General features: G+C 65.6%; 22 protein-coding genes and 1 pseudogene. 7 read left to right on the top strand and 16 right to left on the bottom strand.

What is annotated here, in order from left to right:
- The 5 genes from AC1DEK_RS15995 to AC1DEK_RS15975 are packed head-to-tail and all read left to right on the top strand — an operon-like array spanning position 1 to position 4,196.
- The gene (locus AC1DEK_RS15995) at positions 1–1,083 is read left to right on the top strand and encodes an alanine racemase (protein WP_478126227.1); all 1,083 of its coding nucleotides are present in this window, start codon (positions 1–3) and stop codon (positions 1,081–1,083) included.
- A 22-nt stretch (positions 1,084–1,105) separates the two neighbouring features.
- Entirely contained in the window at positions 1,106–1,975 is an 870-nt protein-coding gene (locus tag AC1DEK_RS15990; RefSeq protein WP_478126226.1) for a transporter substrate-binding domain-containing protein, read from the top strand.
- Positions 1,976–2,004: 29 nt separating this feature from the next.
- A complete protein-coding gene (locus tag AC1DEK_RS15985; protein ID WP_478126330.1) occupies positions 2,005–2,799 on the top strand; it encodes an amino acid ABC transporter ATP-binding protein in 795 nt (264 codons plus the stop codon).
- A 10-nt stretch (positions 2,800–2,809) separates the two neighbouring features.
- Complete coding sequence (locus AC1DEK_RS15980) at positions 2,810–3,511, top strand: amino acid ABC transporter permease (RefSeq protein WP_478126225.1); 702 nt, start codon at positions 2,810–2,812, stop codon at positions 3,509–3,511.
- A 13-nt stretch (positions 3,512–3,524) separates the two neighbouring features.
- A complete protein-coding gene (locus AC1DEK_RS15975) occupies positions 3,525–4,196 on the top strand; it encodes an amino acid ABC transporter permease (protein ID WP_478126224.1) in 672 nt (223 codons plus the stop codon).
- A 57-nt stretch (positions 4,197–4,253) separates the two neighbouring features.
- Here AC1DEK_RS15975 and AC1DEK_RS15970 read toward each other — a convergent pair.
- The 3 genes and pseudogenes from AC1DEK_RS15970 to AC1DEK_RS15960 all read right to left on the bottom strand — a co-directional run.
- Positions 4,254–5,072 (bottom strand): annotated as a pseudogene (locus AC1DEK_RS15970) (transposase); the annotation flags it as partial.
- A gap of 684 nt (positions 5,073–5,756) precedes the next feature.
- The gene (locus AC1DEK_RS15965) at positions 5,757–5,912 is read right to left on the bottom strand and encodes a hypothetical protein (protein WP_478126223.1); all 156 of its coding nucleotides are present in this window, start codon (positions 5,910–5,912) and stop codon (positions 5,757–5,759) included.
- A 700-nt stretch (positions 5,913–6,612) separates the two neighbouring features.
- Positions 6,613–7,137, bottom strand: a complete 525-nt coding sequence (locus AC1DEK_RS15960) for a hypothetical protein (RefSeq protein ID WP_478126222.1) — start codon at positions 7,135–7,137, stop codon at positions 6,613–6,615.
- A 996-nt stretch (positions 7,138–8,133) separates the two neighbouring features.
- On the opposite strand from AC1DEK_RS15960, the gene AC1DEK_RS15955 reads away from it, so the two are divergent.
- Positions 8,134–8,325 (top strand): hypothetical protein, encoded by a 192-nt coding sequence (locus tag AC1DEK_RS15955; protein WP_478126221.1) that lies wholly within the window; start codon positions 8,134–8,136, stop codon positions 8,323–8,325.
- A 137-nt stretch (positions 8,326–8,462) separates the two neighbouring features.
- On the opposite strand, the gene AC1DEK_RS15950 is transcribed toward AC1DEK_RS15955, so the two are convergent.
- Together AC1DEK_RS15950 and AC1DEK_RS15945 are read right to left on the bottom strand one after the other, a co-directional pair.
- A complete protein-coding gene (locus tag AC1DEK_RS15950; protein WP_478126220.1) occupies positions 8,463–8,816 on the bottom strand; it encodes a hypothetical protein in 354 nt (117 codons plus the stop codon).
- 199 nt (positions 8,817–9,015) lie between these two features.
- Positions 9,016–9,429 (bottom strand): hypothetical protein, encoded by a 414-nt coding sequence (locus AC1DEK_RS15945; protein WP_478126219.1) that lies wholly within the window; start codon positions 9,427–9,429, stop codon positions 9,016–9,018.
- Between the two features lie 430 nt (positions 9,430–9,859).
- Here AC1DEK_RS15945 and AC1DEK_RS15940 point away from each other — a divergent pair, with 430 nt between their 5' ends.
- The gene (locus AC1DEK_RS15940; protein ID WP_478126218.1) at positions 9,860–10,975 is read left to right on the top strand and encodes an OmpA family protein; all 1,116 of its coding nucleotides are present in this window, start codon (positions 9,860–9,862) and stop codon (positions 10,973–10,975) included.
- Between the two features lie 714 nt (positions 10,976–11,689).
- On the opposite strand, the gene ccmI is transcribed toward AC1DEK_RS15940, so the two are convergent.
- Genes ccmI through AC1DEK_RS15885 form a run of 11 tightly spaced genes read right to left on the bottom strand, consistent with a single transcriptional unit; the run spans position 11,690 to position 19,699 of the window.
- The gene (ccmI, locus tag AC1DEK_RS15935) at positions 11,690–12,910 is read right to left on the bottom strand and encodes a c-type cytochrome biogenesis protein CcmI (protein ID WP_478126217.1); all 1,221 of its coding nucleotides are present in this window, start codon (positions 12,908–12,910) and stop codon (positions 11,690–11,692) included.
- Positions 12,907–13,341: a cytochrome c-type biogenesis protein gene (locus AC1DEK_RS15930; RefSeq protein ID WP_478126216.1), complete on the bottom strand. Its 435-nt coding sequence runs from the start codon at positions 13,339–13,341 to the stop codon at positions 12,907–12,909. Before AC1DEK_RS15930 ends, ccmI begins: the two co-directional genes overlap by 4 nt.
- Positions 13,338–13,859 (bottom strand): DsbE family thiol:disulfide interchange protein, encoded by a 522-nt coding sequence (locus AC1DEK_RS15925; RefSeq protein WP_478126329.1) that lies wholly within the window; start codon positions 13,857–13,859, stop codon positions 13,338–13,340. The genes AC1DEK_RS15930 and AC1DEK_RS15925 overlap by 4 nt, the downstream gene beginning before the upstream one ends.
- Positions 13,856–15,859: a heme lyase CcmF/NrfE family subunit gene (locus tag AC1DEK_RS15920; protein WP_478126215.1), complete on the bottom strand. Its 2,004-nt coding sequence runs from the start codon at positions 15,857–15,859 to the stop codon at positions 13,856–13,858. The genes AC1DEK_RS15925 and AC1DEK_RS15920 overlap by 4 nt, the downstream gene beginning before the upstream one ends.
- The gene (ccmE, locus tag AC1DEK_RS15915) at positions 15,856–16,314 is read right to left on the bottom strand and encodes a cytochrome c maturation protein CcmE (protein ID WP_478126214.1); all 459 of its coding nucleotides are present in this window, start codon (positions 16,312–16,314) and stop codon (positions 15,856–15,858) included. The genes AC1DEK_RS15920 and ccmE overlap by 4 nt, the downstream gene beginning before the upstream one ends.
- Positions 16,304–16,450, bottom strand: coding sequence for a hypothetical protein (locus AC1DEK_RS15910; RefSeq protein ID WP_478126213.1), 147 nt, complete (start codon positions 16,448–16,450; stop codon positions 16,304–16,306). The genes ccmE and AC1DEK_RS15910 overlap by 11 nt, the downstream gene beginning before the upstream one ends.
- Entirely contained in the window at positions 16,447–17,217 is a 771-nt protein-coding gene (gene ccmC / locus AC1DEK_RS15905; RefSeq protein WP_478126212.1) for a heme ABC transporter permease CcmC, read from the bottom strand. Before ccmC ends, AC1DEK_RS15910 begins: the two co-directional genes overlap by 4 nt.
- Positions 17,218–17,228: 11 nt before the next feature.
- Positions 17,229–17,894, bottom strand: coding sequence for a heme exporter protein CcmB (ccmB, locus tag AC1DEK_RS15900; protein WP_478126211.1), 666 nt, complete (start codon positions 17,892–17,894; stop codon positions 17,229–17,231).
- The gene (ccmA, locus tag AC1DEK_RS15895; protein WP_478126210.1) at positions 17,860–18,537 is read right to left on the bottom strand and encodes a cytochrome c biogenesis heme-transporting ATPase CcmA; all 678 of its coding nucleotides are present in this window, start codon (positions 18,535–18,537) and stop codon (positions 17,860–17,862) included. The genes ccmB and ccmA overlap by 35 nt, the downstream gene beginning before the upstream one ends.
- Positions 18,530–19,207 carry a cytochrome c3 family protein gene (locus tag AC1DEK_RS15890; RefSeq protein ID WP_478126209.1) on the bottom strand — a complete coding sequence of 226 codons (678 nt, stop codon included), beginning with the start codon at positions 19,205–19,207 and terminating at the stop codon, positions 18,530–18,532. The genes ccmA and AC1DEK_RS15890 overlap by 8 nt, the downstream gene beginning before the upstream one ends.
- Positions 19,208–19,225: 18 nt before the next feature.
- Positions 19,226–19,699 (bottom strand): nitrate reductase cytochrome c-type subunit, encoded by a 474-nt coding sequence (locus tag AC1DEK_RS15885; RefSeq protein WP_478126208.1) that lies wholly within the window; start codon positions 19,697–19,699, stop codon positions 19,226–19,228.
- Position 19,700: the final 1 nt, after the last annotated feature.

Here is a 19,700-nt window from a genome sequence, read left to right as displayed (position 1 = left end):
ATGGAACTGCGCACCCCCACTCTCCTGCTCGACCTCGACGCGTTCGATCGCAATGTCGCGCGCATGGGCCGCACGATCGCGCAGGGCGGCAAGCGCTGGCGTCCCCATGTCAAGGCCATTCGCTCGGCCGCGCTCGCCCGGCGCCTGTTGGCCGCCGGAGCACGCGGCGTGACCTGCGCGACCGTCGACGAGGCGCAGGCCATGGTGGACGGCGGCATCGATGACGTGCTGATCGCGTCACAAGTGATCCAGCCCGCGGAGCTGCAGCAACTGGCCCGCCTCAACCGGCATGCGCAGGTCGCGGTGGCCATCGACGCCTTGGCCCAGGTCCGGCCCCTGGCGCATGCGGCACGCAGCTCGGGAGTCACGATTCCGGTGCTGATCGAGGTCGACGTGGGCCTGCGCAGGGCTGGCGTGGCACCGGGGCCAGCGGCAGCGGAACTGGCCCAGGGGCTGGCACCAGAGGACGGCGTGCGCTTCGAAGGCCTCATGGCGTGGGAAGGCCACACGACACGGGTCGCGGCAGGCGCACGACGCCACGCCATCGTCGAGGCCGTGGGCCTGCTCGCCGAAAGCGCGCGCCTTTGCGCCGCTGCCGGTCTTCTGCCGCGCGTCGTGAGTTGCGGTGGAACGGGGACTTTCGAGACGACGGCCACGCTCGATGGCGTGACCGAGATCCAGGCCGGAGGCGGCGTGTTCGGCGACCTGCGCTGCCGGGAGGATTTCGGCATCGACCTCGAAGCGGCGATGCGGCTGCGCGCCAGCGTGCTCGCGCGCCCGACGGCGACGCGCATCGTTTGCGATGCGGGCTGGAAGTCGCTCGCGGTCTACCCCAAGGCGCCGCGCGTGCTCGGCATCGCCGGCGCGGCGCGCATCGCGCATTCGGCTTCTCTCCTCACGCTCGAACTCGACGCCGGCGCGTCGTCGCCCGCCATCGGCGCCTCCATCGAATTCGACATCGGCTACGCCGACGCCACCGTCTTCCTGCACCGCGAAATCGTCGGCCTGCGAGGCACGCGGATCGAGACCCGTTTTGCGCTGCAGGACACGCGCCCGGGCGCGCAGCCCGCTTTCCAACCCTAGGCCACCACCGGAGAACCCCACCATGGACTCACTGAACGCCAGCAACAAACGCGACTTTCTCAAGGGCACCGCACTGCTCGGCGCCGCGGCCACAGGGCTCGCGACGACCGCGGTGGGCCTGATGCCCCGCGAGGCGCTCGCGCAATCGCTCGACAGCGGCATCCGGCCCGAATCGACGCTCGCCAAGGTGCTCAAGGCCGGCGTGCTGCGGGTCGGCTATGCGCAAACCGGCCCCTTCTTCTACAAGAACGCGAAGACCGGCGAACTCGGCGGCATCTACTTCGACGCGGCGACCGAACTTGCCAAGCAGATGGGCGTCAAGGTCGAGTTCAAGGAGGTGACCTTCCAGAACGCCACCGTTGCCTTGCGGCGCGACGACTACGACGTGTTCGGCTCCGCGCTCACCTACACGATGGCGCGCGCCATGGCGGTCGACTACATCGGGCCGATCTACGAAGTCGGCAGCCTGCTGCTCGTGCACAAGGACAACGCAGGGCGCTTCAAGAAGCTCGAGGACTTCAACGATCCGGGCGTGACATTCTCGGTCGTCTCGGGCGGCAGCGAAGAGCCGCGCATCCCCGTGCTCTTCCCGAAGGCCAAGCTGATCACCACGACGGGCCAGGCCGAGCTCGGCGCCGAGCCGGTGCGTGCCAAGAAATCGGACGTGTGGATGAGCAGCCAGGTGGCCGTGCAGCTCATGGCCAAGCGCGTGAACTGGGCCGTGGCCTTCGAGCCCGATCATCCGATCGACCGCCGCCCGAGCAGCTGGGCCGTGCGCTACGGCGACTACGAATGGAAGAACTTCCTCGACTTCTGGGCCGGTTTCCTGCGCACCAATGGCGAGACGGAGCGCCTGATGAAGCTTCACATGGAAAGGCTCGGCAACGCGTGAAGCCGGCGCATCCCCCGGCCGTCTCCCTCATGCCGCTCGAATCCGCACCGCCCGAAGCACCGCCCCAGGTCGGCGAACCGTGCATCCGCGTGACAGGGCTGCACAAGCACTTCGGCACGCTGGAGGTGCTCAAGGGCATCAGCTTCGACGTCCATCGCGGCACCGTGCTGAGCATGATCGGCGCGAGCGGGTCGGGCAAAAGCACGCTCTTGCGCTGCATCAACCGGTTGGAGACGCCGAGCGCCGGGGATGTGCTCATCGACGGCGAATCGCTCTGCGTGCGCGATGGACGGCCACGTTCCGTTGCTGACGTGAACCGGATCCGGCGCGACCTCGGCATGGTGTTCCAGCAGTTCAACCTGTGGCCGCACATGACCGTGATGGAAAACGTCACCGAAGCGCCGCGCCACGTGCGCGGCCTCTCGCGCAAGGCGGCCCGGGAGGTCGCCGAGGCCTGCCTGCACCGCGTTCACATGATCGACAAGGCCGGCGCCTATCCCGCGCGGCTGTCGGGCGGGCAGCAGCAGCGCGTCGCCATCGCGCGCGCGCTGGCGATGCAACCCAAGGTGATGCTGTTCGACGAGGCGACCTCCTCGCTCGATCCCGAGCTGACCGAAGAGGTGCTGGCGGTGATGCGCGACCTCGCGAGGGACGGCACGACCATGATCGTCGTCACACACGAGATGGCCTTCGCGCGCGAAGTCTCGGACCACGTCATGTTCCTTCACAACGGGCTCGTGGAAGAGCAAGGCCCGCCCGCCGAGCTGTTCGGCGCGCCCCGCTCGGAACGGCTGCGGCAGTTCCTTAGCAAGGCCGGCGGCTAGGAGTGGCACGATGCCCGAGGTGTTGAGAGAAACGTTCGACCTGTCCTTGTTCTGGGAATACCGCCAGGCCCTGCTCAAGGGCCTGGCGATGAGCCTGGGCGTGTTCGCCTGCGCAGCCACGATCGCGGTCATGGCCGGGCTTGGCGTCGCGCTGCTACGCCGAAGCCGCTTCGCACCGTTGCGCTGGCTCGCGACGCTGCACACCGAGATCTCGCGCAACTCGCCCGACTACATCATGATCGTCTGGGTGCACTTCGTGCTGCCGCTGCTCATCGGCACGCTGCTGTCGCGCCGGCTCGAGTTCGACCCGTTCGTCTCGTCCGTGATCGCGCTGGGCTACGTCTACAGCGGCTACTTCGCAGAGACCTTCCGCGCAGGCATCGAGGCTGTGCCACGCGGCCACTTCGAGGCCGCGCAGTCCTTCGGCATGTCCGAACGCCACATCATGTGGCGCATCGTGCTGCCCCAGGTCGTGCGGCGCATGCTGCCCGAATCGACCAACCAGTTCATCTCGATGTTCAAGGCCACGAGCATCGTCTCGCTGATCGCCGTGCCGGACCTGATGTACCAGGTGTCGATGGTGAGCGCGCAGGAGATGAAGCCGATGCCGCTCTACACGGGCGCCGCGCTGGTCTACTTCGTGATCGTGTTCTGCGCGGCCTCGCTGCTGCAGGCTCTCTCCAAGCGCTGGCGCGCGAAGGTGTTCGCATGACGAGGTCCGCGTCGTGAGCAATTGGCAGCGCCTGGTCTGGGACCAGCGCGACGCGTTCGCCGCGGGCTTCCAGGTGACGCTCGAAGTGTGCGCAGTGTCCTTCGTGTTCGCGCTCATCGGCGGACTGCTGCTGGCGCTGGTCCGGCTTTATGTGAAGCCGCTGCGGCCCGTCGCGATCGGGCTGATCGAGTTCTTTCGCGCAACGCCGGTGCTGGTGCAGCTGCTGTGGGTCAACTACGTCTGGCCCGAGCTCATCGGCTGGCCGAACTCCTTCTTCGCCGCGGCCTGCGTGGCGCTGGCGCTGCAGTCGAGCGGCTATCTGGCAGAGACCTTCCGGGGTGCGATCGAGTCGATGCCGCGCGGGCAGATAGAGGCGGCCAGTTCGCTCGGCATGTCGCGCGTTCGTGGGTTTTGGCGCATCGTCTTGCCGCAGGTGCTGCTGGACGCGGCGCCTTCGATCGGCAACCAGTTCACGGTAATCGTCAAGTCGTCGGCGCTGGTGTCCGTGATCGCGGTGCCCGATCTGATGTTCCAGTCGCAGAAGCTCGTGAACCGCTGGTACGAACCGATCGAGATCCTGACTGCGACGGCGGCGATCTACATCGTCTTCATCTTCGCGGTGTCGGCCTTGCTCAAGGCCTTGGCGGACGCATTGCGGCGGCGCTTCGGCCTCAGCGTGCCCTGACCAGCTCCCGTCGCGTTCGCCTGTCGGTCCGCGCCTTCCATGAATCGCTTCATTGCCATCTCGCTTGAAACTGCTGACCTCGTGCGCCACGATCAGGTGATGCCTGGCGTCGACCGCCGCCTGGACGTTGCAGCCCACCAGACCCGAGCCCTTGGCTTGCGAGTTCATTGAACGTGCATCGGGATCGGTGAGCGAGCGTTGCCCGTCGGGTTCCTTCTTCAACTCTTCCATGGTGTCGTCGAGCTGCTTCATCTGCTCGCGCAGCTTCTTGATCTTCTCCGTCAACCGCACGGTCTTGGCTTCAACCTTCACCAGCTGCGTGCGCTCGGCCGTCTCCAGCGCGTCGAGGTAGCGTTGGATGCTCTGCTCGATCTGCCGTTGCCGAGCGTCGATCTTGCCGGGCGTGAAGTTGCGGTCGCGGCTGTTGACCGCCTTGAACTTGCTGCCGTCGATGGCCACGATGGCGTGGGAGAACAGCTTGGGCTCGCGGCACAGGCCGACGAAGCGGCGGCAAACGTTGCGAGTACCGGCTCCATTGTCGTGTTGGAAGCCGGCGATGGTCTTGAAGTCCGGCGCGAGCCGGCCGGTAAGCCACATCAGTTCGACATTGCGCTGCGCCTCGCGCTCCAGACGCCGGCTGGACTGAATGCGGTTCAGGTAGCCGTAGATGTAGAGCTTCAGCAGGACCGAGGGGTGAAATGAGGGGCGCCCAGTGGCTGCGGGTTCAACGCCTTCGAAGCCCAACGCATAGAGATCCAACTCCTCGACAAAAGCATCGACGACCCGCACCGGGTTGTCTTCGCCGATATAGTCGTCAAGGCACTCTGGCAGCAGAGTGACCTGCTGACGGTCCTCGCCTTCGATGAATCGCTTCATGGGCCACCTCGCTCAGACGGGTTGCTCAATATAGGCGACCATCAATGGAGTTTCCACACACCCTCGGCCGGGAGCGGCTGGCTGCGGATTGTTGACCGGCATTCCGTCAGTGCGCACGCGTTTCGATTGATCGCACCCCTGCGCTCGCCCCGCCCTCCCCTGCCCCGCTCGTTGCCGTCGCTCCCGGGCGGGGCGTTCAAGGGAGCGACGGCCGATTTCTCATCGAATCAACAACTTGCGCGCGCCGTCGTCAAAGTTAGGGTCTAAATTTGATGGAAATCTGGTCTAACTTTGAACGAGCTCACCGAACATCGAGCGAGCTGAGTTCCTCCAAGGTTGTCTCACCTAGTTACCCAAGGATCAACAGCTTGCGAGCGCCGTTTTCGAAGTTGCACCGGTCGCCTTTTCAAAGTTCTGCCGGCACCGGCGCAGCGAGCATCCAACAGCCGCTTCCGAGCCCCATTGCTGTCCGCTGTAAGCCCGGTTCGGGCCCATCAGCGACATTCACGAGCATGAAATCGGCGCCGGAAAGCTGCCAGAGGGGCACAGGACCTTCAATGGCCCTTAGTCCCTGCTAGGCTGCAACCATCGCTGGATAGCGCCCTTCAGGAATCGCTGACGCGCCTCAAGCAGATCAGCGAAGCCGCGCTGCCGCGCCGTTGAGGTCGCGCGGTGGGTGCCCAGCTATCGCAGGCCTGGGCGCAGGATCTTGCGGACCGTGGATTCGGGAACCAGGGCCTTGCGCAGTGCGCGCGGATGTCGTTCACCCAGTCCCGGGTCTGAGCGAACCACCACGGTCTTGACAGCCTCGCCCCTGGCCTCGTCGGGAATTCCGACCACTGCGCATTCGAAGACACCCTGATGTTTGATCGAGCACTGCGAGATCGAAGTCGACCGGTTCTTGAAGAACAGGTTGACCGGCAGTGACTCCTGCGAGCACTGCCGAACGTCGAATGGAGGTCGGCCGAACTTTATCCGCTCACTGCATTGAACTGCTGGCCTAACTGGAAGGAGCCTGAGGCCGAAGTCAGATCAAGTGTCCGGTACTGTTGGGGTGACCCTTAGCGCACGCCGAATCCAGCACGATGTCGGTGGAGGTCAAGCTCCGAATTTCCTCGCCGCTCGCGGTTGCCGCCGACCGGGCCACTCACTCAAGTCTGACCGAAAATGGCCCGCTCGAAGCGGGCCCAAGGACTGCCTTGAACAATCCCCTTGAGGACTCGGTTCCAGTTTTTGCGCCTGCGCTTTGTAAAGGGCAAGACCGCTCGATCTCTCATTTGCCCATGACGTCTCAGGCGTTCTTCTGCGCGACAAAGCGCGTCCCGCGTTGTGGGCGAGCTGGTCCTGCGTGGCCTCACATGACGGCCTCCGCAAGGTGGAAACGGTTGCCACGATCTTTGGACATGTTGATGATGACCGCAGAAGCAGAAACGTGCCTTTCGCGCCCAATTGCGAATTGGTCACGTGCCGCCACTCATCTCCTGGCAAGCGTTCGTTGATCGCACGGCTGCCGCCGGGCAATGCGATGGGTGATAGCCCGCTAGTACTTGGTGTCGCGCTTTTCCTGGCGTCCGCCCTGCTTGGTCTCGTGCTTGTCTTGCCGGCACTGAGCGTTGCTCTTCTGGTTTTCGGCCCGGCAGTCGATCTTGTCCGAACGCGCGTCCTGTTTCGCCGCCTGGTTCGCGTCTCTGCCTTGCTGACGCTGTTGCGACTGATCGGTGGCCAGGGCAGCCCCCGATAGCATCAGGAGTCCGACCGCGGCCAGCATTCCGCCTGCCCGGCGCCAGTTTCCGCCTCTCGAGTCGATCATTTGCGTTCTCCAAGGTTGATGGATTGAGACCGAGGTCCAAGTGTCGCACCAAGCCGCCTTCGTTGCCCTTGAACGGTCAGAGACAAGAAACCTCCCACGGACAAACGAGCTTCCATTGCCGCTCGGGTCATGGTCGCGCCAATCACTGCCGAAGTGAACGAATTTCAATCCGAGTTCGTCGCCAGCAGGTCGCAGTTGCTCGATAGGTGGTCCGCGATCGCCGCGATTCGATCGACCTGACATGAGGACTTCCATGAGGGCTTCCCTGTCAGTCTCTACAGCGCCGCCGCAGCAGTTCGGGTTCAGCACCGCGCAAGAGTCCGGCCGGCGGGTCGGGGATCCTTGGCGGCGGCCGCGGCACACGAAGACTCGCTCGTACTGGAATCGGCCGCCAGACTGCCGCGCGAGGCGGTAGGATGGGCGCATGGGCGCAACCGAGACCATTCCGTTCGTCTACGCGCCGGAGGATTTTGCGGTCAATGCGCCCGGATCCTCCGCTCCATGCGGACTGCTGGGGTTGAAGGGACGGCGGTTTTCGGCAAGACCGCAGACGGCTGGACCCGGGTCGTAGTCACGATCTCAGGGGAACCGGAGCCGATGCGCATCGCACGCATGGGTCTTCCGATGGAAGCTCAGGACATCGGCTGCGATCGCCACAGAGCGATCAAGACGCTCCCGAACAAGTGAGGCACCTCGTGGCTCATTGGTCTGTTGGTCGAACGCCAGAGTTGTTCACTAAACTGCTTACGGCATCGTTGCAGCAGGCGCGGCAGGCGCACGAAGCCGCCAATCAGCCCCAGCATCATCGGGGTGTAGATGAGGTAGACGTCCGTGGGAGGACGCGCCAGCAAAAGGGTCAACAGCGCCGGGGCGCATTGCGTTTGCTCAAGAGCTTCGGAGATCCGGATGCGGCTGCCAACCCTGAAGCTGCTGCAAGCGGAACACCACCGTCGACTCGCCGCGCCGGACCCTGCCAGTTCAAAGAGACACCCGTATGCTTCGGGCCGGACGCGTGACCCACATGCACCGCACTGCAACCTCTTGATCTCCTTCATCTCGACAATGACGCGGCTTGTATTCACTTGGCGCGAGCGCTCTTCAAATAGCGCCAAAAATAATCTCGCCCAAAGCCAAAACACGAAACACGCAAGTAGAAACAAGTGCCGCCTGAGCGAGACACTCAGGAATATGGCCCGACGTTCGGCGCGATGCCCCCTATCGATAGGATCGGCACCGTCTGCAAAGGATTACATGGACAAAAACGAGGTACAGGCGCTCGCTTGGGTGAGATGGGAAACCGCCGCTGAGCGGATTTCGCTTGAATTGGCCCCGCCGGACGGCGAGGTTTGGGATGAGCAGCCACGCGATCTCAAGGCCGCTGTGGAACTCGCCCGCGCTGCGCTCGATGCGATCGAAGCAGCATACGGCCTCGACAAATCCTGAAGGTCTGATTTGCTCCGCCAGGGTTTGCGGCCGAGAGAGTCCCAGTAGGCGCGGCCACCCTGGTGGTTGGTCTCGAAGGTGCGCTGTCGGCAGTTGGGCGGCGGGTACTGGCGCTGGTCTTCAATCGAACACGGAGATCAGGATTGGCACTGCCCGATGACGCCGGTCACGCTCGTCTCTGGGCCGCGGAAACCAACCATCGAGCCGGATCCATTGGTCGCCGGGCGCACCATGGCGGCGGAGCCGCTTGGTGGCATCTGACCAGGAACGAAGACATCGAATGCCGTGTCATTCGCATAGACGTACTGCGTGTAGACAGTCTGCCGGGTACCTGTGGCCCATTTCTGCGCGATGCATGCAGCGGCTGCCTTGGGGGGAAGCTGGCTCTGACCGACAGGACGCACCTCCGATGGCAAGGGTGATGGTGATGACGTTGGTTGGCTCGCACACCCAGAGACTGCAAGAACCAGAGCGGGCAGGACAAGTTTCATGATGATGGCTCCATATCAAGAACGCGAAACAGCAAACCTATCGAGTCGCAACTCGCGAGTCTTCATGGTGTGGGTCCTGGGTGCGCGGACGTTCAACGCACATTGCGCACGCGCCCTCAGTGGATTGCAATTTGTGCGCTTCGCACCCCCTGCAGAAGGCAGGCCGTCTCCTGCACACGAGCGCTGCGCCCGCCTCGCCTCAGTCCAAGCCCCAGACCTTGAGGGTGGCTGATGGCTTGTCGCCGAGGATCTTGTACTGGACCGTGACTGCCGTCAGTCGCCCTTTCCGACCCGGGGCATCCGCTGCGGCGGTCTGTCCGCCTGCCTTGATGACGCCAACATCCTTCACCGTGTCGTCTCTGCGGTTGTCCCAGTTGAGCACGAGCTGCGTGATCTGAACGTCGGCACCCTCTGCTGACAACTTCACCTGTTTGACGTCCTTGTCCCATCGACCGCCTTCGCTTTTGATCTGCGCGCTGGGGTCCGAGGATTTGATTGTCTGCTCGCCGAGCACGAACCACTGGTCCGCCGCTGTCGCGCTCTCCACAGCGCCCATGAGGGACGCGGACGCAACAACGAAGGAGGCCGCCAATATATGCATCTTCATCTTCATGGAGTTTCCTTCCGATCCCGCGAGCATGCAGGATGAATACCGTCAATGCAAAGTCCCTGAAAAATTCAATGTGTGTGCCACCATTTTGTCCAGACGGCTCGAGGCAACATGTTGTTCCGTCCTTGGGCGGTCGGGCAGTTTAGGCATCCATGGAGTGAGCGCGCATTGACGTTTGTCAGTTGATGCGAATCTATACATGGTCCGTTCCACAAACACGCTTTTGCTACTTAATTCGGCATCAATGCACACGTTGCCAATGAGCAACCATTGGTAGTTGGTTCTGACTTAATTGAAACAATGATGTCGATAACTGGTGATTACACAACGTTTGGTGACGTCTCAACGCATCGAACTGCCAAGGCCGCCTCTATCGTGGATTCGTCCGGCTTCGGCTGAGGCTCTCATCAACGTCAACAACTGCGGAGTCTTTATGTTCGATCGACGCGCCCTTGCAGCTTGCTGCGTACTCGCCATTCCGTGCGGTGTCTCTCTGGCCCAGACCAGCTTCGCACCGGATCAGTACTACGACAACCGCTGGTACATCACTCCCTTCGGCACCTACGTCCATCCGGACAACAACTGGAATGCGAAGAACGGCTGGGGCGGAGGCGTCTCGATCGGCAAGCCGATCAATCCTTACTGGAACATCGAGGGGCGCGTGCAGTACGAGCAGCTCGACAGCAAGTTCGGCACTGCCTTCGGCGTCTTCAACACTCACGACAAGTACAAGAACCTCAGCGGCACGATCGATGCGCAGTGGTTCTTCCTGGGCCGCCAGGGGATCAATCGCTGGCAGTCCAGCAGCGTGCAGCCTTATGTCGTTGGCGGTATCGGCGCGCTCGACAACAAGGTGGATACCCTGTTCGCCAGCAGCAGCAGCCACACCAGCTTCACCGCCAATGCGGGGCTGGGCGTGGTCTGGCCGTTTTCATCGTGGGGCCGGCTGGTGGCGGATGCACGCTACCGCTATGTCGACAACGCGAGCAACGTCAGGTTGGCAAGCCGCCAGCAGATGAACGACTGGATGTTCACGGTCGGATTGCAAATCCCCTTCGGTCCGCCGCCCGTGGTGGCGCAGGCACGTCCGCCATCACCGCCGCCAGCAGTGATGCCGCCGCCTCCACCGCCGCCTCCGCCTCCGGCCGCGCGCAACTTTGAACTCAAGGCCGATGGCACCTTCGCCTTTGCCAAGTCGGACCTGACGCCGGCCGGCCGCGCACGGATCGACAGCACTCTGCAGGAGCTCAGGTCCTCCGGCATCCGGCTGCGTTCGATCTCCATCGTCGGGCACACCGATCCGATCGGCGGTGTCGAGTTCAACCAGCGCCTGTCCGTGGCGCGCGCCACCTCCGTGCGTGACTACCTGGTCGCGCAAGGGGTGCCTGCGAACATCATCCAGACCGAAGGCCGCGGCGAGACCGAGCTCAAGATCACCGAGCAAGAGTGCAGAGCGCAAGGCAAGGCGAAGAATCGCACCGCGCTGATCGCCTGCTTTGAGCCGAACCGGCGCGTGGAGATCCGGGCGACGGGCGAGCAGGGGCTCTAGAGGGTTCGACTCCAGCGACTTGAGAGGTCGTCAGGCGCTGGAGATACAGTGACCAGAGAAACTGTTGGCTCGACCGGTGAACGGGCAAGCGCTTCAGGATGACAACCGCAGCGAAACGGCAGCTCGCGTCGAGCCATCGCATCGGTCCTCGTGGAAAGGGGCAAACTTCGAATGGCATCCCCAAGCGCGCGTGCGAAGGTGGGATTCAGCCGGATTGAGCCGGCGCGTTGGGGCGACGATAACCGCTTGGACGCGCCTCGACGAGCGTGTTGCTGCCGCGAATCAGCTCCTGCTCTCTCTATGGGGCAATCACCGGCGCGATCGCGTAGGCTCCGTTCAGGTCCCGGACAACTCTTCCTTCGTGTCGTCGAGCTGCTCCATCTGCTCGCGCAGGTTCTTGATCTTGTCCTGCAGTCGTTAGGTCTTGGCTTCGACCTCCGGGGGCTGCGTGCGGTGGGCGTCTCCAGACAGCTGCACGTTGCCTCCTAGCAAATCGGTAACCGCACCCGCACGGTCCCGAGTCCACCGAAGCCTGGGCCGAGCGCCACGCGTCAGGAGCGCGCGCGCCAATCCGCGCAAATGCATTTGCACAGCCGGCATCCATACCCACTTGCTGGACAGTTGGGGCGAAAACCGACTATCGACCAGTTCAGCGCACTGCGGCGGTCGGGCGATATGTAGTGAAGCGTCCGGTCAGGCCCATGTCACCGGCCTTCACCGGATCACCTTGTCCGCCTCCAGCGTGACGGCGTCCTGCCCCAAGGCCACATCGGCCACCGAGCCGGTCAGGTCACCCGGCTGCGGCGCTGCCTGACCCGACCGTGTCACGCGCACCTCGATCGTCACCACGTCAAAGCGCGAGATCGGGAGGTCCGGTGACATTGCCAGGGTGTCGTCGAGCACGAACTTCGCAGGCAGATCCTTGACTTGCAGGCGCAGCACCGCGACCGGCATGCGCCCGGTGGCGGGGGACTTAGCCAGCACGAACACTGTGTCTTGCGGCGTAGTCCTTTCCCGCAATCCCGTGGCAATGGACACGGTGCCGCCGACGCGCTTGCCCGCCGCTTCGACGCGCGGCGCTGCCGACTGCTTGGCCGCGTCCAGTTCGGCGAGGTTGGCGCCGATCCTCTGGGCCGCCTCGGAGTCCGGCGGCAGCAAGGACAGCACATGCTCCCAGCGTTGCCGGGCCTGCACGAGGTCGCCGCGCTTGAACGCGGCCATGCCGGCCAGCGCGAGCGCCTTCGGATGGTCGGCGTCAATGGCCAGCGCGGCATCGATGGCGGCCTGAGCCGGGCCGCCCAGATCGCCGTCGCGGGCCGATGCCAAAGCGTCCGCATAGTCGGCCAGCAACTGAGGCTGGTTCGGCGCCAGCGCCATCGCCTTCTGGTAGGCGACCACCGCGTCGTCGTAGCGCTGCAGGTATTCGTAGGAGCGTGCCAGCACGATCCATCCTTCGACATCGTCGGGCTGGGTGCGCAGCCGTGCGGCCAATCCACCGACCATGGCCTCGACCTCGCCGCCCTCGCCCTCATGCGAGCCCGAGCGCTCGGCCGCCAGCATCTGGCTCGCGGCGGCCATCGGATTGCCGACCTGCAGATACAGCAGTAACGCCGCGGCCGGCAGGCCGACGCTCAAGACGCCAGCGACGCCCCAACCCATCCACGGCCGGAACACGAGCCCGGTGCCAGGCGACGATGGCGTTGCCTCGTCGAGCACCTGCCGCTGCAGTTCGTCGATGGCCTGCGCGCGGTCCTGCGCGCTCAGCGCATCGGACTCGAAGTCCTTCTCGATCCGGGCCAGTTGTTCCGCATGAAGCCTGCGCACGGCATCACCCTGCGCCAGCGGACGCGCTGCCGATGCCCTGAGCAGCGGAGGCACGACGAAGAGCAGCGCCAGCACCAGCAGCGCTACGGCGGACAGCCACAGGACCGTCACGGCGCGTCCCCTTTCAGGAGCGCGGCCGCTCGTTCCCGTTCAGCCGGCGTCAACGGCGCGGGCTCCGAGCGGCCATGACGGCGCACCACACGCCACAGCGCCGCGAAGCCCACTGCGAGCAGCACGAAGGGTCCCACCCACAGCAGCCAGGTGGACGGCATGAAGGGAGGGTCGTAGCGCACGAAGGCGCCGTAGCGTTCCTCGAAATAATCCCTGATCTGCTGCTCGCTGCGGCCCTGGCCGAGCTGCTCGCGGATCTGATGGCGCATGTCCGCGGCCAGCGGCGCGTTCGACTCGGCCAGAGTCTGGTTCTGGCACACCAGGCAGCGAAGGCTGCCCGAGAGTCGCGCCTCCCTGTCCTCGATCGTGCCGGCGGCGTCCGCGCCGTGCATCAGCGCCCAGAGCAGGATGAGGCAGGCCCAACGGCTCATTGCAGGCTCTTCACGACCGGCAGCAGGCGGTCGCGCCAAATGTCGGCGCTGATCGGACCTGCATGCTTGTAGCGAATGCGGCCCGCGCGGTCGATCACGAAGGTCTCCGGCACGCCGTAGACCCCGTAGTCGATGCCGACGCGTCCATCGCTGTCGACTGCAGACCCGCGATAAGGATTGCCCCAGCGCTGCAGCCAGGTGCGCGCCGCGTCGCTCTTGTCCTTGTAGTTGAGGCCATAGAGCACCACACCGTCCTTGCCGGCGAGCTCCATCAGCACTGGCAATTCGTCGCGGCAGGGTGCGCACCAGGAGGCCCACACGTTCAGCAACCAGACCTGCCCGCGCAGACCTTCGACCTTCAACCGTTGCTGGGGGTCGTGCAGCAACGGAAGGTCTATTTCGGGCGCCGGTTTGTCGATCAACGCCGAAGGCAATAGCTTCGGATCGCGAAGCAAGCCCACCGCCAGCATGATCGCCAGCACGATGAAGATCGCGAAAGGCAGCTTGAACCGCATCAGGCGCCCTCCTGCGGCCGCAACGCGGCCGTGGCGCCGATCGCACGGGTCTTGCGCGCGGCCATGCCGAGGCGGTAGCGGCGATCGGTCGCCGCGAGCAAGCCCCCGAAGGCCATCAGCAGGCAGCCGGCCCAGATCCACGCCATGAAGGGCTTGACGTGGAGGCGCATCGTCCACGCGGCGTCTCTGGCCGGCTCGCCCAGCGCGACGAAGAGATCGCGCGTCAGGCCGACGTCGATGGCGGCCTGGCTCAACGGCATCTGCTGGGCGCGATAGATGCGCTTCTCGGGATGCAGCGTCACGACCGGCTTGCCGTGGCGCGACACCTGCACCGTAGCGCGCTGCGCGTCGTAGTTCGGCCCACTGGCCGGCGCGATGCCTTCGAACCGAAACTCGAAGCCAGCAAGCGCAACCTGCTCGCCCAGATTCAGCTTGAGTTCCTGCCGCCTTTCGAAACCGTTGGCCATCGTCGCGCCGAAGATGAAGACGCCGATGCCCGCATGCGCGACCAGCATGCCGTACCAACCGCGCGGCTGGCGGCGCGCGCGTTCGAGCCAGCCGCCGGGCGCGCCACGCAGCCGCTGCCAGGCGTGCGCCACAGCGCTGGCCACGGCCCAGGCCGCCACCAGAAGTGCAAAGGTCGACATCGCCGGCCAGCCCCGCTGGCCGGCCGGCAGCGTGAAGGGCATCAGAAGCGCGGCCACGCAACTGGCAGCGAGGGCCCAGCGCAGGCGCCGCGCCAGTTCGGGCAGCGGCGCATGCTTCCAGCGCGCAATCGGCCCCACGCCCATGAGGAAGATCGCCGGCACCATGATCGGCACGAACACGGCCTCGAAGTAGGGCGGCCCGACGGAGATTTTCTGGCCCGACAGCACGTCGAGCGCCAGTGGATAGAGCGTGCCGATGAGCACCGACATCGCCGCGACCGTCAGCACCACGTTGTTGGACAGCAGCAGCGACTCGCGCGACAGCAGGCCGAAGCGCCCGCCCAGGCCGATGCGCGGCGCGCGCCAGCCGAAGAGCAGCAGCGAACCGCCCACCACCGCGACCATGAAGGCCAGGATGAAGAACCCGCGCCCCGGATCGACCGCGAAGGCATGCACCGAGGTCAGCACGCCGGAGCGAACGAGGAATGTCCCCAGCAGGCTCAGCGAGAAGGTGCAGATGGCGAGCAGCACGGTCCAACTGCGGAAGGCGCCGCGCTGCTCGGTCACCGCCAGCGAATGGATCAGCGCCGTGCCCACGAGCCAGGGCATGAAGGAAGCGTTCTCCACCGGGTCCCAGAACCACCAGCCGCCCCAGCCGAGTACGTAGTAGGCCCATGCGCTGCCCATCAGGATGCCCAGGGTCAGGAACATCCATGCGGCCACGGTCCAGGGGCGCGACCAGCGCGCCCACGCTGCGTTGAGTTCACCCGACAGCAGCGCCGCGATGGCAAAGGCAAAGGCGACCGAGAAGCCGACATAGCCCATGTAGAGGACCGGCGGATGTACCACCATGCCCGGGTCCTGAAGCAGCGGGTTCAGGTCGCGCCCCTGCAGCGCGGGCGGCATCAGACGAGTGAATGGATTCGACAGAAACAGCAGGAAGAGGAGAAAACCCACGCTGAGCCACCCCATCACCGCGAGCACGCGCGCGACGTAGGCCTCGGGCAATTGCCGACTGAACAGCGCCACCGCCACGGTCCATGCACTCAGCAGGCAGAGCCACAGCAGCATTGAGCCTTCGTGCCCGCCCCACACGGCCGCAAACCGGTAGGCGGCGGGCAGGTCGGCATGCGAGTTCGACGCCACGTAGAGAACGGAGAAGTCGTTGTCCAGGAAGCACCATGCGAGGCACGCGAAGGCGATGGCCGCGAAGATGAATTGGCCGAGCGCCGCCGGGCGCGCCAGCCGGATCCAGCCGGTCACGCCCCAGTGCGCACCCGCCAGCGGCAGGCTGCCCTGCACCATCGCCACCAGCAGAGCCAGCACCAGGCTGAAGACGCCGAGCTCGGGGATCATTGGGGCGCCTCCAGCGTCGGCGCCGTGTGGGACTGCCGCGCCTGCTCCAGGGCCCCCGCAGCCTCGGGCGGCATATAGTTCTCGTCGTGCTTGGCCAGCACCTGGGTTGCCTCGAAGGAGCCGTCGGGCAGCAATCGGCCCGCCACCACCACGCCCTTGCCTTCGCGGAACAGGTCCGGCAACAGACCGCGGTAGCTCACCGGCACGCGCTGCGCCAGATCAGTCACCACGAAGCGGACTGTCAAGCCGTCATGGCCCCGCTGCACCGAGCCGTTCTCCACCACCCCGCCGATGCGGAAGGCGCCATGGCGCGGCGCGGCGCTGGCAGCGACCTGGCTCGGGCTGAAGAAGAAGACGAGGTTCGAGCGCAGCGCGTTCAGCACCAGCAGCGCGGCGAGCCCGAACGCCAGCAGTCCGGAGCCGATGATCGCCAGGCGCCGCGTCCTAGGCTTCATCGTGCAGCTCCGAAGGTAATAACGTTCGGGATTGAGCGCGGCAGCGGCGCACGAGCATCCAGACCTCGGCGGCGATCAGCACCGAAGTGACACCGTAGGCTGCGAGGAGGTACAGGGTCGGGTCGCTGCCGCTCATCGCCGCCTCGCCAAGGTGTCGCGCTCCACGATCAGGCAGCGAACGCGCGCCAGCACCACCGCCACCGAATAGGCCCAGCATGCGCCCGCCATCAGCAGCATGCCCGCGAGCATGGTGTGCGCCATCGCGGGCGCGGCCGTGAAGCTGATCGACGCGCCCTGGTGCAGGGTGTTCCACCACTGCACCGAAAAATAGATGATAGGCACGTTGACCACGCCGGCCAGCAGCAGGATCGCGCCGCCGCGGTCCGCGCGCCGTGGATCGTCGACGGCCGACACCAGGCCCAGGTAGCCCAAATAGAGAAAGAGCAGGATCAGCTCGGAAGTCAGCCGCGCATCCCACACCCACCAGGTGCCCCAGGTCGGCTTGCCCCACACCGCGCCAGTCCACAGTGCGATGGCGGTGAAAAGTGCCCCCGTGGGCGCCAGCGCCCGCGCCATCAGCGCCGACAGCCGCGTGTGGAAGGCGAGCCCCATCGCGGCATGGAACGCGGCCACGAGGTAGATGAACATCGACATCCACGCCGCAGGCACATGGATGAAGATGATGCGGTAGATCTCGCCCTGCTGGTGATCGGTCGGCGCCACGAGGAAGCCGACCACGAACCCCACCACCGCGAGCACCACGGCCAGGGCCGCGAACCACGGCACCATGCGGCCCGCCCAGCCATGAAACACCGCAGGAGACGCCAGCCGCCGCCATCGGCCGCGCCGAGCGGCCGCCGACGGCGCCAGGCCTTGCGGGTCGATACGTCGAAGCGAATCCATGGCGCGACCGCTCATTCGACCGCCAGGCGCAGGGCCGCGCTCGCCGCCCAGGGACACAGGCATGCTGCCACCAGCAGGCAGGCGCCGAGGAGCGACAGGTGCGGGTTCACCGGCAGCCCCTGGTTGCTGGCCGCGACCGCACCGCTACCGAAGATCAGGACCGGCACGCACAGCGGCAGCACGATCAGCGCCAGCAGCACGTTGCCGCGCAGGCCGAGCGTAAGCGCGGCACCCAGCGCGCCCAGCAGCACCAGCGTCGGTGTGCCCAGCAGCAGCGACAGCAGCAGCACGCCGATCGCCTGTGCCGGCAGCCCGAACTGCAACCCCATCAACGGCGCAACGGCGACCAGCGGCAGGCAGGTGATGAGCCAATGTGCCGCGATCTTTGCGTAGACGATGCCCGTGAGCGAACGCGGCGACAGCAGCAACTGTTCGAGCGCGCCGTCCTCCAGGTCGGGCAGGAAGAGCCGATGCAACGAGATCATCACGGCCAGCAGCGCAGCGACCCACACGACACCGGGACCGATGGCCGCCAGCAGTGCCGCATCGGGCCCGACGGCCAGGGGGAAGACGCTGCCCACGACGATGAAAAACAGCAGCGCGCTGAGCGCGTCCATCGGCCGGCGCGACGCCGTGCGGACTTCACGCCCGATGATCGGAAGGGCGGCAGTCAGCATCGCTCAGCCTGTTCATGTCCAGCGTGCGCGCGCAAGGGCCGTCGTGGCCAATGTCGCGATGGGTCGTCACCACGGCCATGCCGCCGCGGCGGGCGTGATCGGACAGGGAGGCGTCGAAGATGCGTTCACCTTCGGCGTCCAGGCCAGCGCACGGCTCGTCGAGCAGCCACAACGGCCGCTGGCTCAGGAGCACGCGCGCCAGGCTCAAGCGACGCTGCTGGCCCTGCGATAGATGGCGGAGCGCCTCGTGCTCGCGGTCCGCGAGTTGCAGTCGTTGCAGCACATCGTGGCATGCGGCATCGCCGCTCGCGCTGCCGGCGACGTGCAGCGAGAAGCGCAGATTTTCGAACACCGTGAGTTCGCCGCTCATGCCGACCGCATGCCCCATGTAGGCCACCTCGCTGGCAAAGCCGGCGTCGTGTGCGCCGACGCGCCGGCTGCGCCAGTGCACGCCGCCATCGATCGGCTGCAGGAGGCCGCACAGCAAGCGCAGCAGGCTGCTCTTACCGCTGCCGTTCGATCCGCGCACCTGCACCACGTCGCCGGGCGCAGCGTCGAAGGTGAGGCCGGCGAACACGCGCCGTCCGCCGCGCGCGCATGCCAGGTCGCGAACGCGAAGACCGTCGTGCAAGATCTCAGCCACCCGTTTTGGCGCCGCCCGGCGCCCCGCCAGCGGGCGCCATGGCCTCGTCGCCTTCCTTGGGAACGACCTGGCCCGGCGTGTCGGTCGGTGCCTGGCCCGGCGGGATGTGGGGCAGCCTGTGGGCGATGCCCTTGTGGCAGTCGATGCAGGTCTTCTCCTTGTTCGCCAAGAAGGTCGTGTGCATGCTCTGAGCGCGCACGCTCTGGCGCGTGAAGTCCATGGACTCGTAGTTGTGGCAATTGCGGCATTCCAGCGAGTCGTTGGCCTTGAAGCGCGCCCACTCGTTCTGGGCCAGCCGAAGACGTTCCTCCCGAAACTTCTCCTGCGTCGAGATGCTGCCGAATATCTTGCCCCACACCTCCTTGGAGGCCTGCATCTTGCGCGCCATCTTGTCGGTCCAGTTGTGCGGCACGTGGCAGTCGGAACAGATTGCGCGCACCCCGGATCGATTGGTGTAGTGGATGGTGGGCTTGAGCTCGGCGAACACGTTGTCGCGCATCTCGTGGCAGCCGGTGCAGAACGCCTCGGTGTTGGTCAACTCCATCGCCGTGTTGAATGCGCCCCAGAAGACGATGCCGCCGATGAAGCCGCCCAGCGTCAGGAAACCCAGGCTGAAATGCACGCTCGGCCGGCGGATGATGGCCCAGTAGCGCTTCAGGAGTTTCATCATGGTGTGGTGTTCCCGCGGCTACTTCTTGTCGGCCCGCGTAGGCTCGGCGGCCCGCTTCGCGATCGTGTCGGCATTCTCGAAGCCGTTGCCCACCAGCGGCTGGACCGGGTCCTGCGCCACGTGGCACTGCATGCAGAAATAGCGCCGCGTCGAGATCTGCGGCAGCACCTTGCCGCTGCGGTCGATGTAGTGCGTGGGACTCACGGGAATCGCCTGCGAGAAATCCGTGCGGGTGCGCGCATGGCAATCGAGGCACTTGTTGAAGTTCTTGTCGATCTGGTAGCCGTCGACGCGATGCGGGATCGTCGGCGGCTGCATCTCGTAACTGCGTGGGCGCCGCACGTCGTCGTTGATCGCGTTGCCCAGGCGCGGCGGCTCCGTGGGGTCAGGCACCGGCACCGGGCCGCGCGCCGGGTCCACCAGGCCACCCGACTGAGCCCACGCGAAGGCGGCCAGGAGGCCGAGCAGCGGGAGGAGCTTGCGTGGGGTCATG

Source organism: Variovorax sp. 10N420 (genome assembly GCF_056394705.1).
This window is presented reverse-complemented; position numbering and strand designations above follow the sequence as displayed.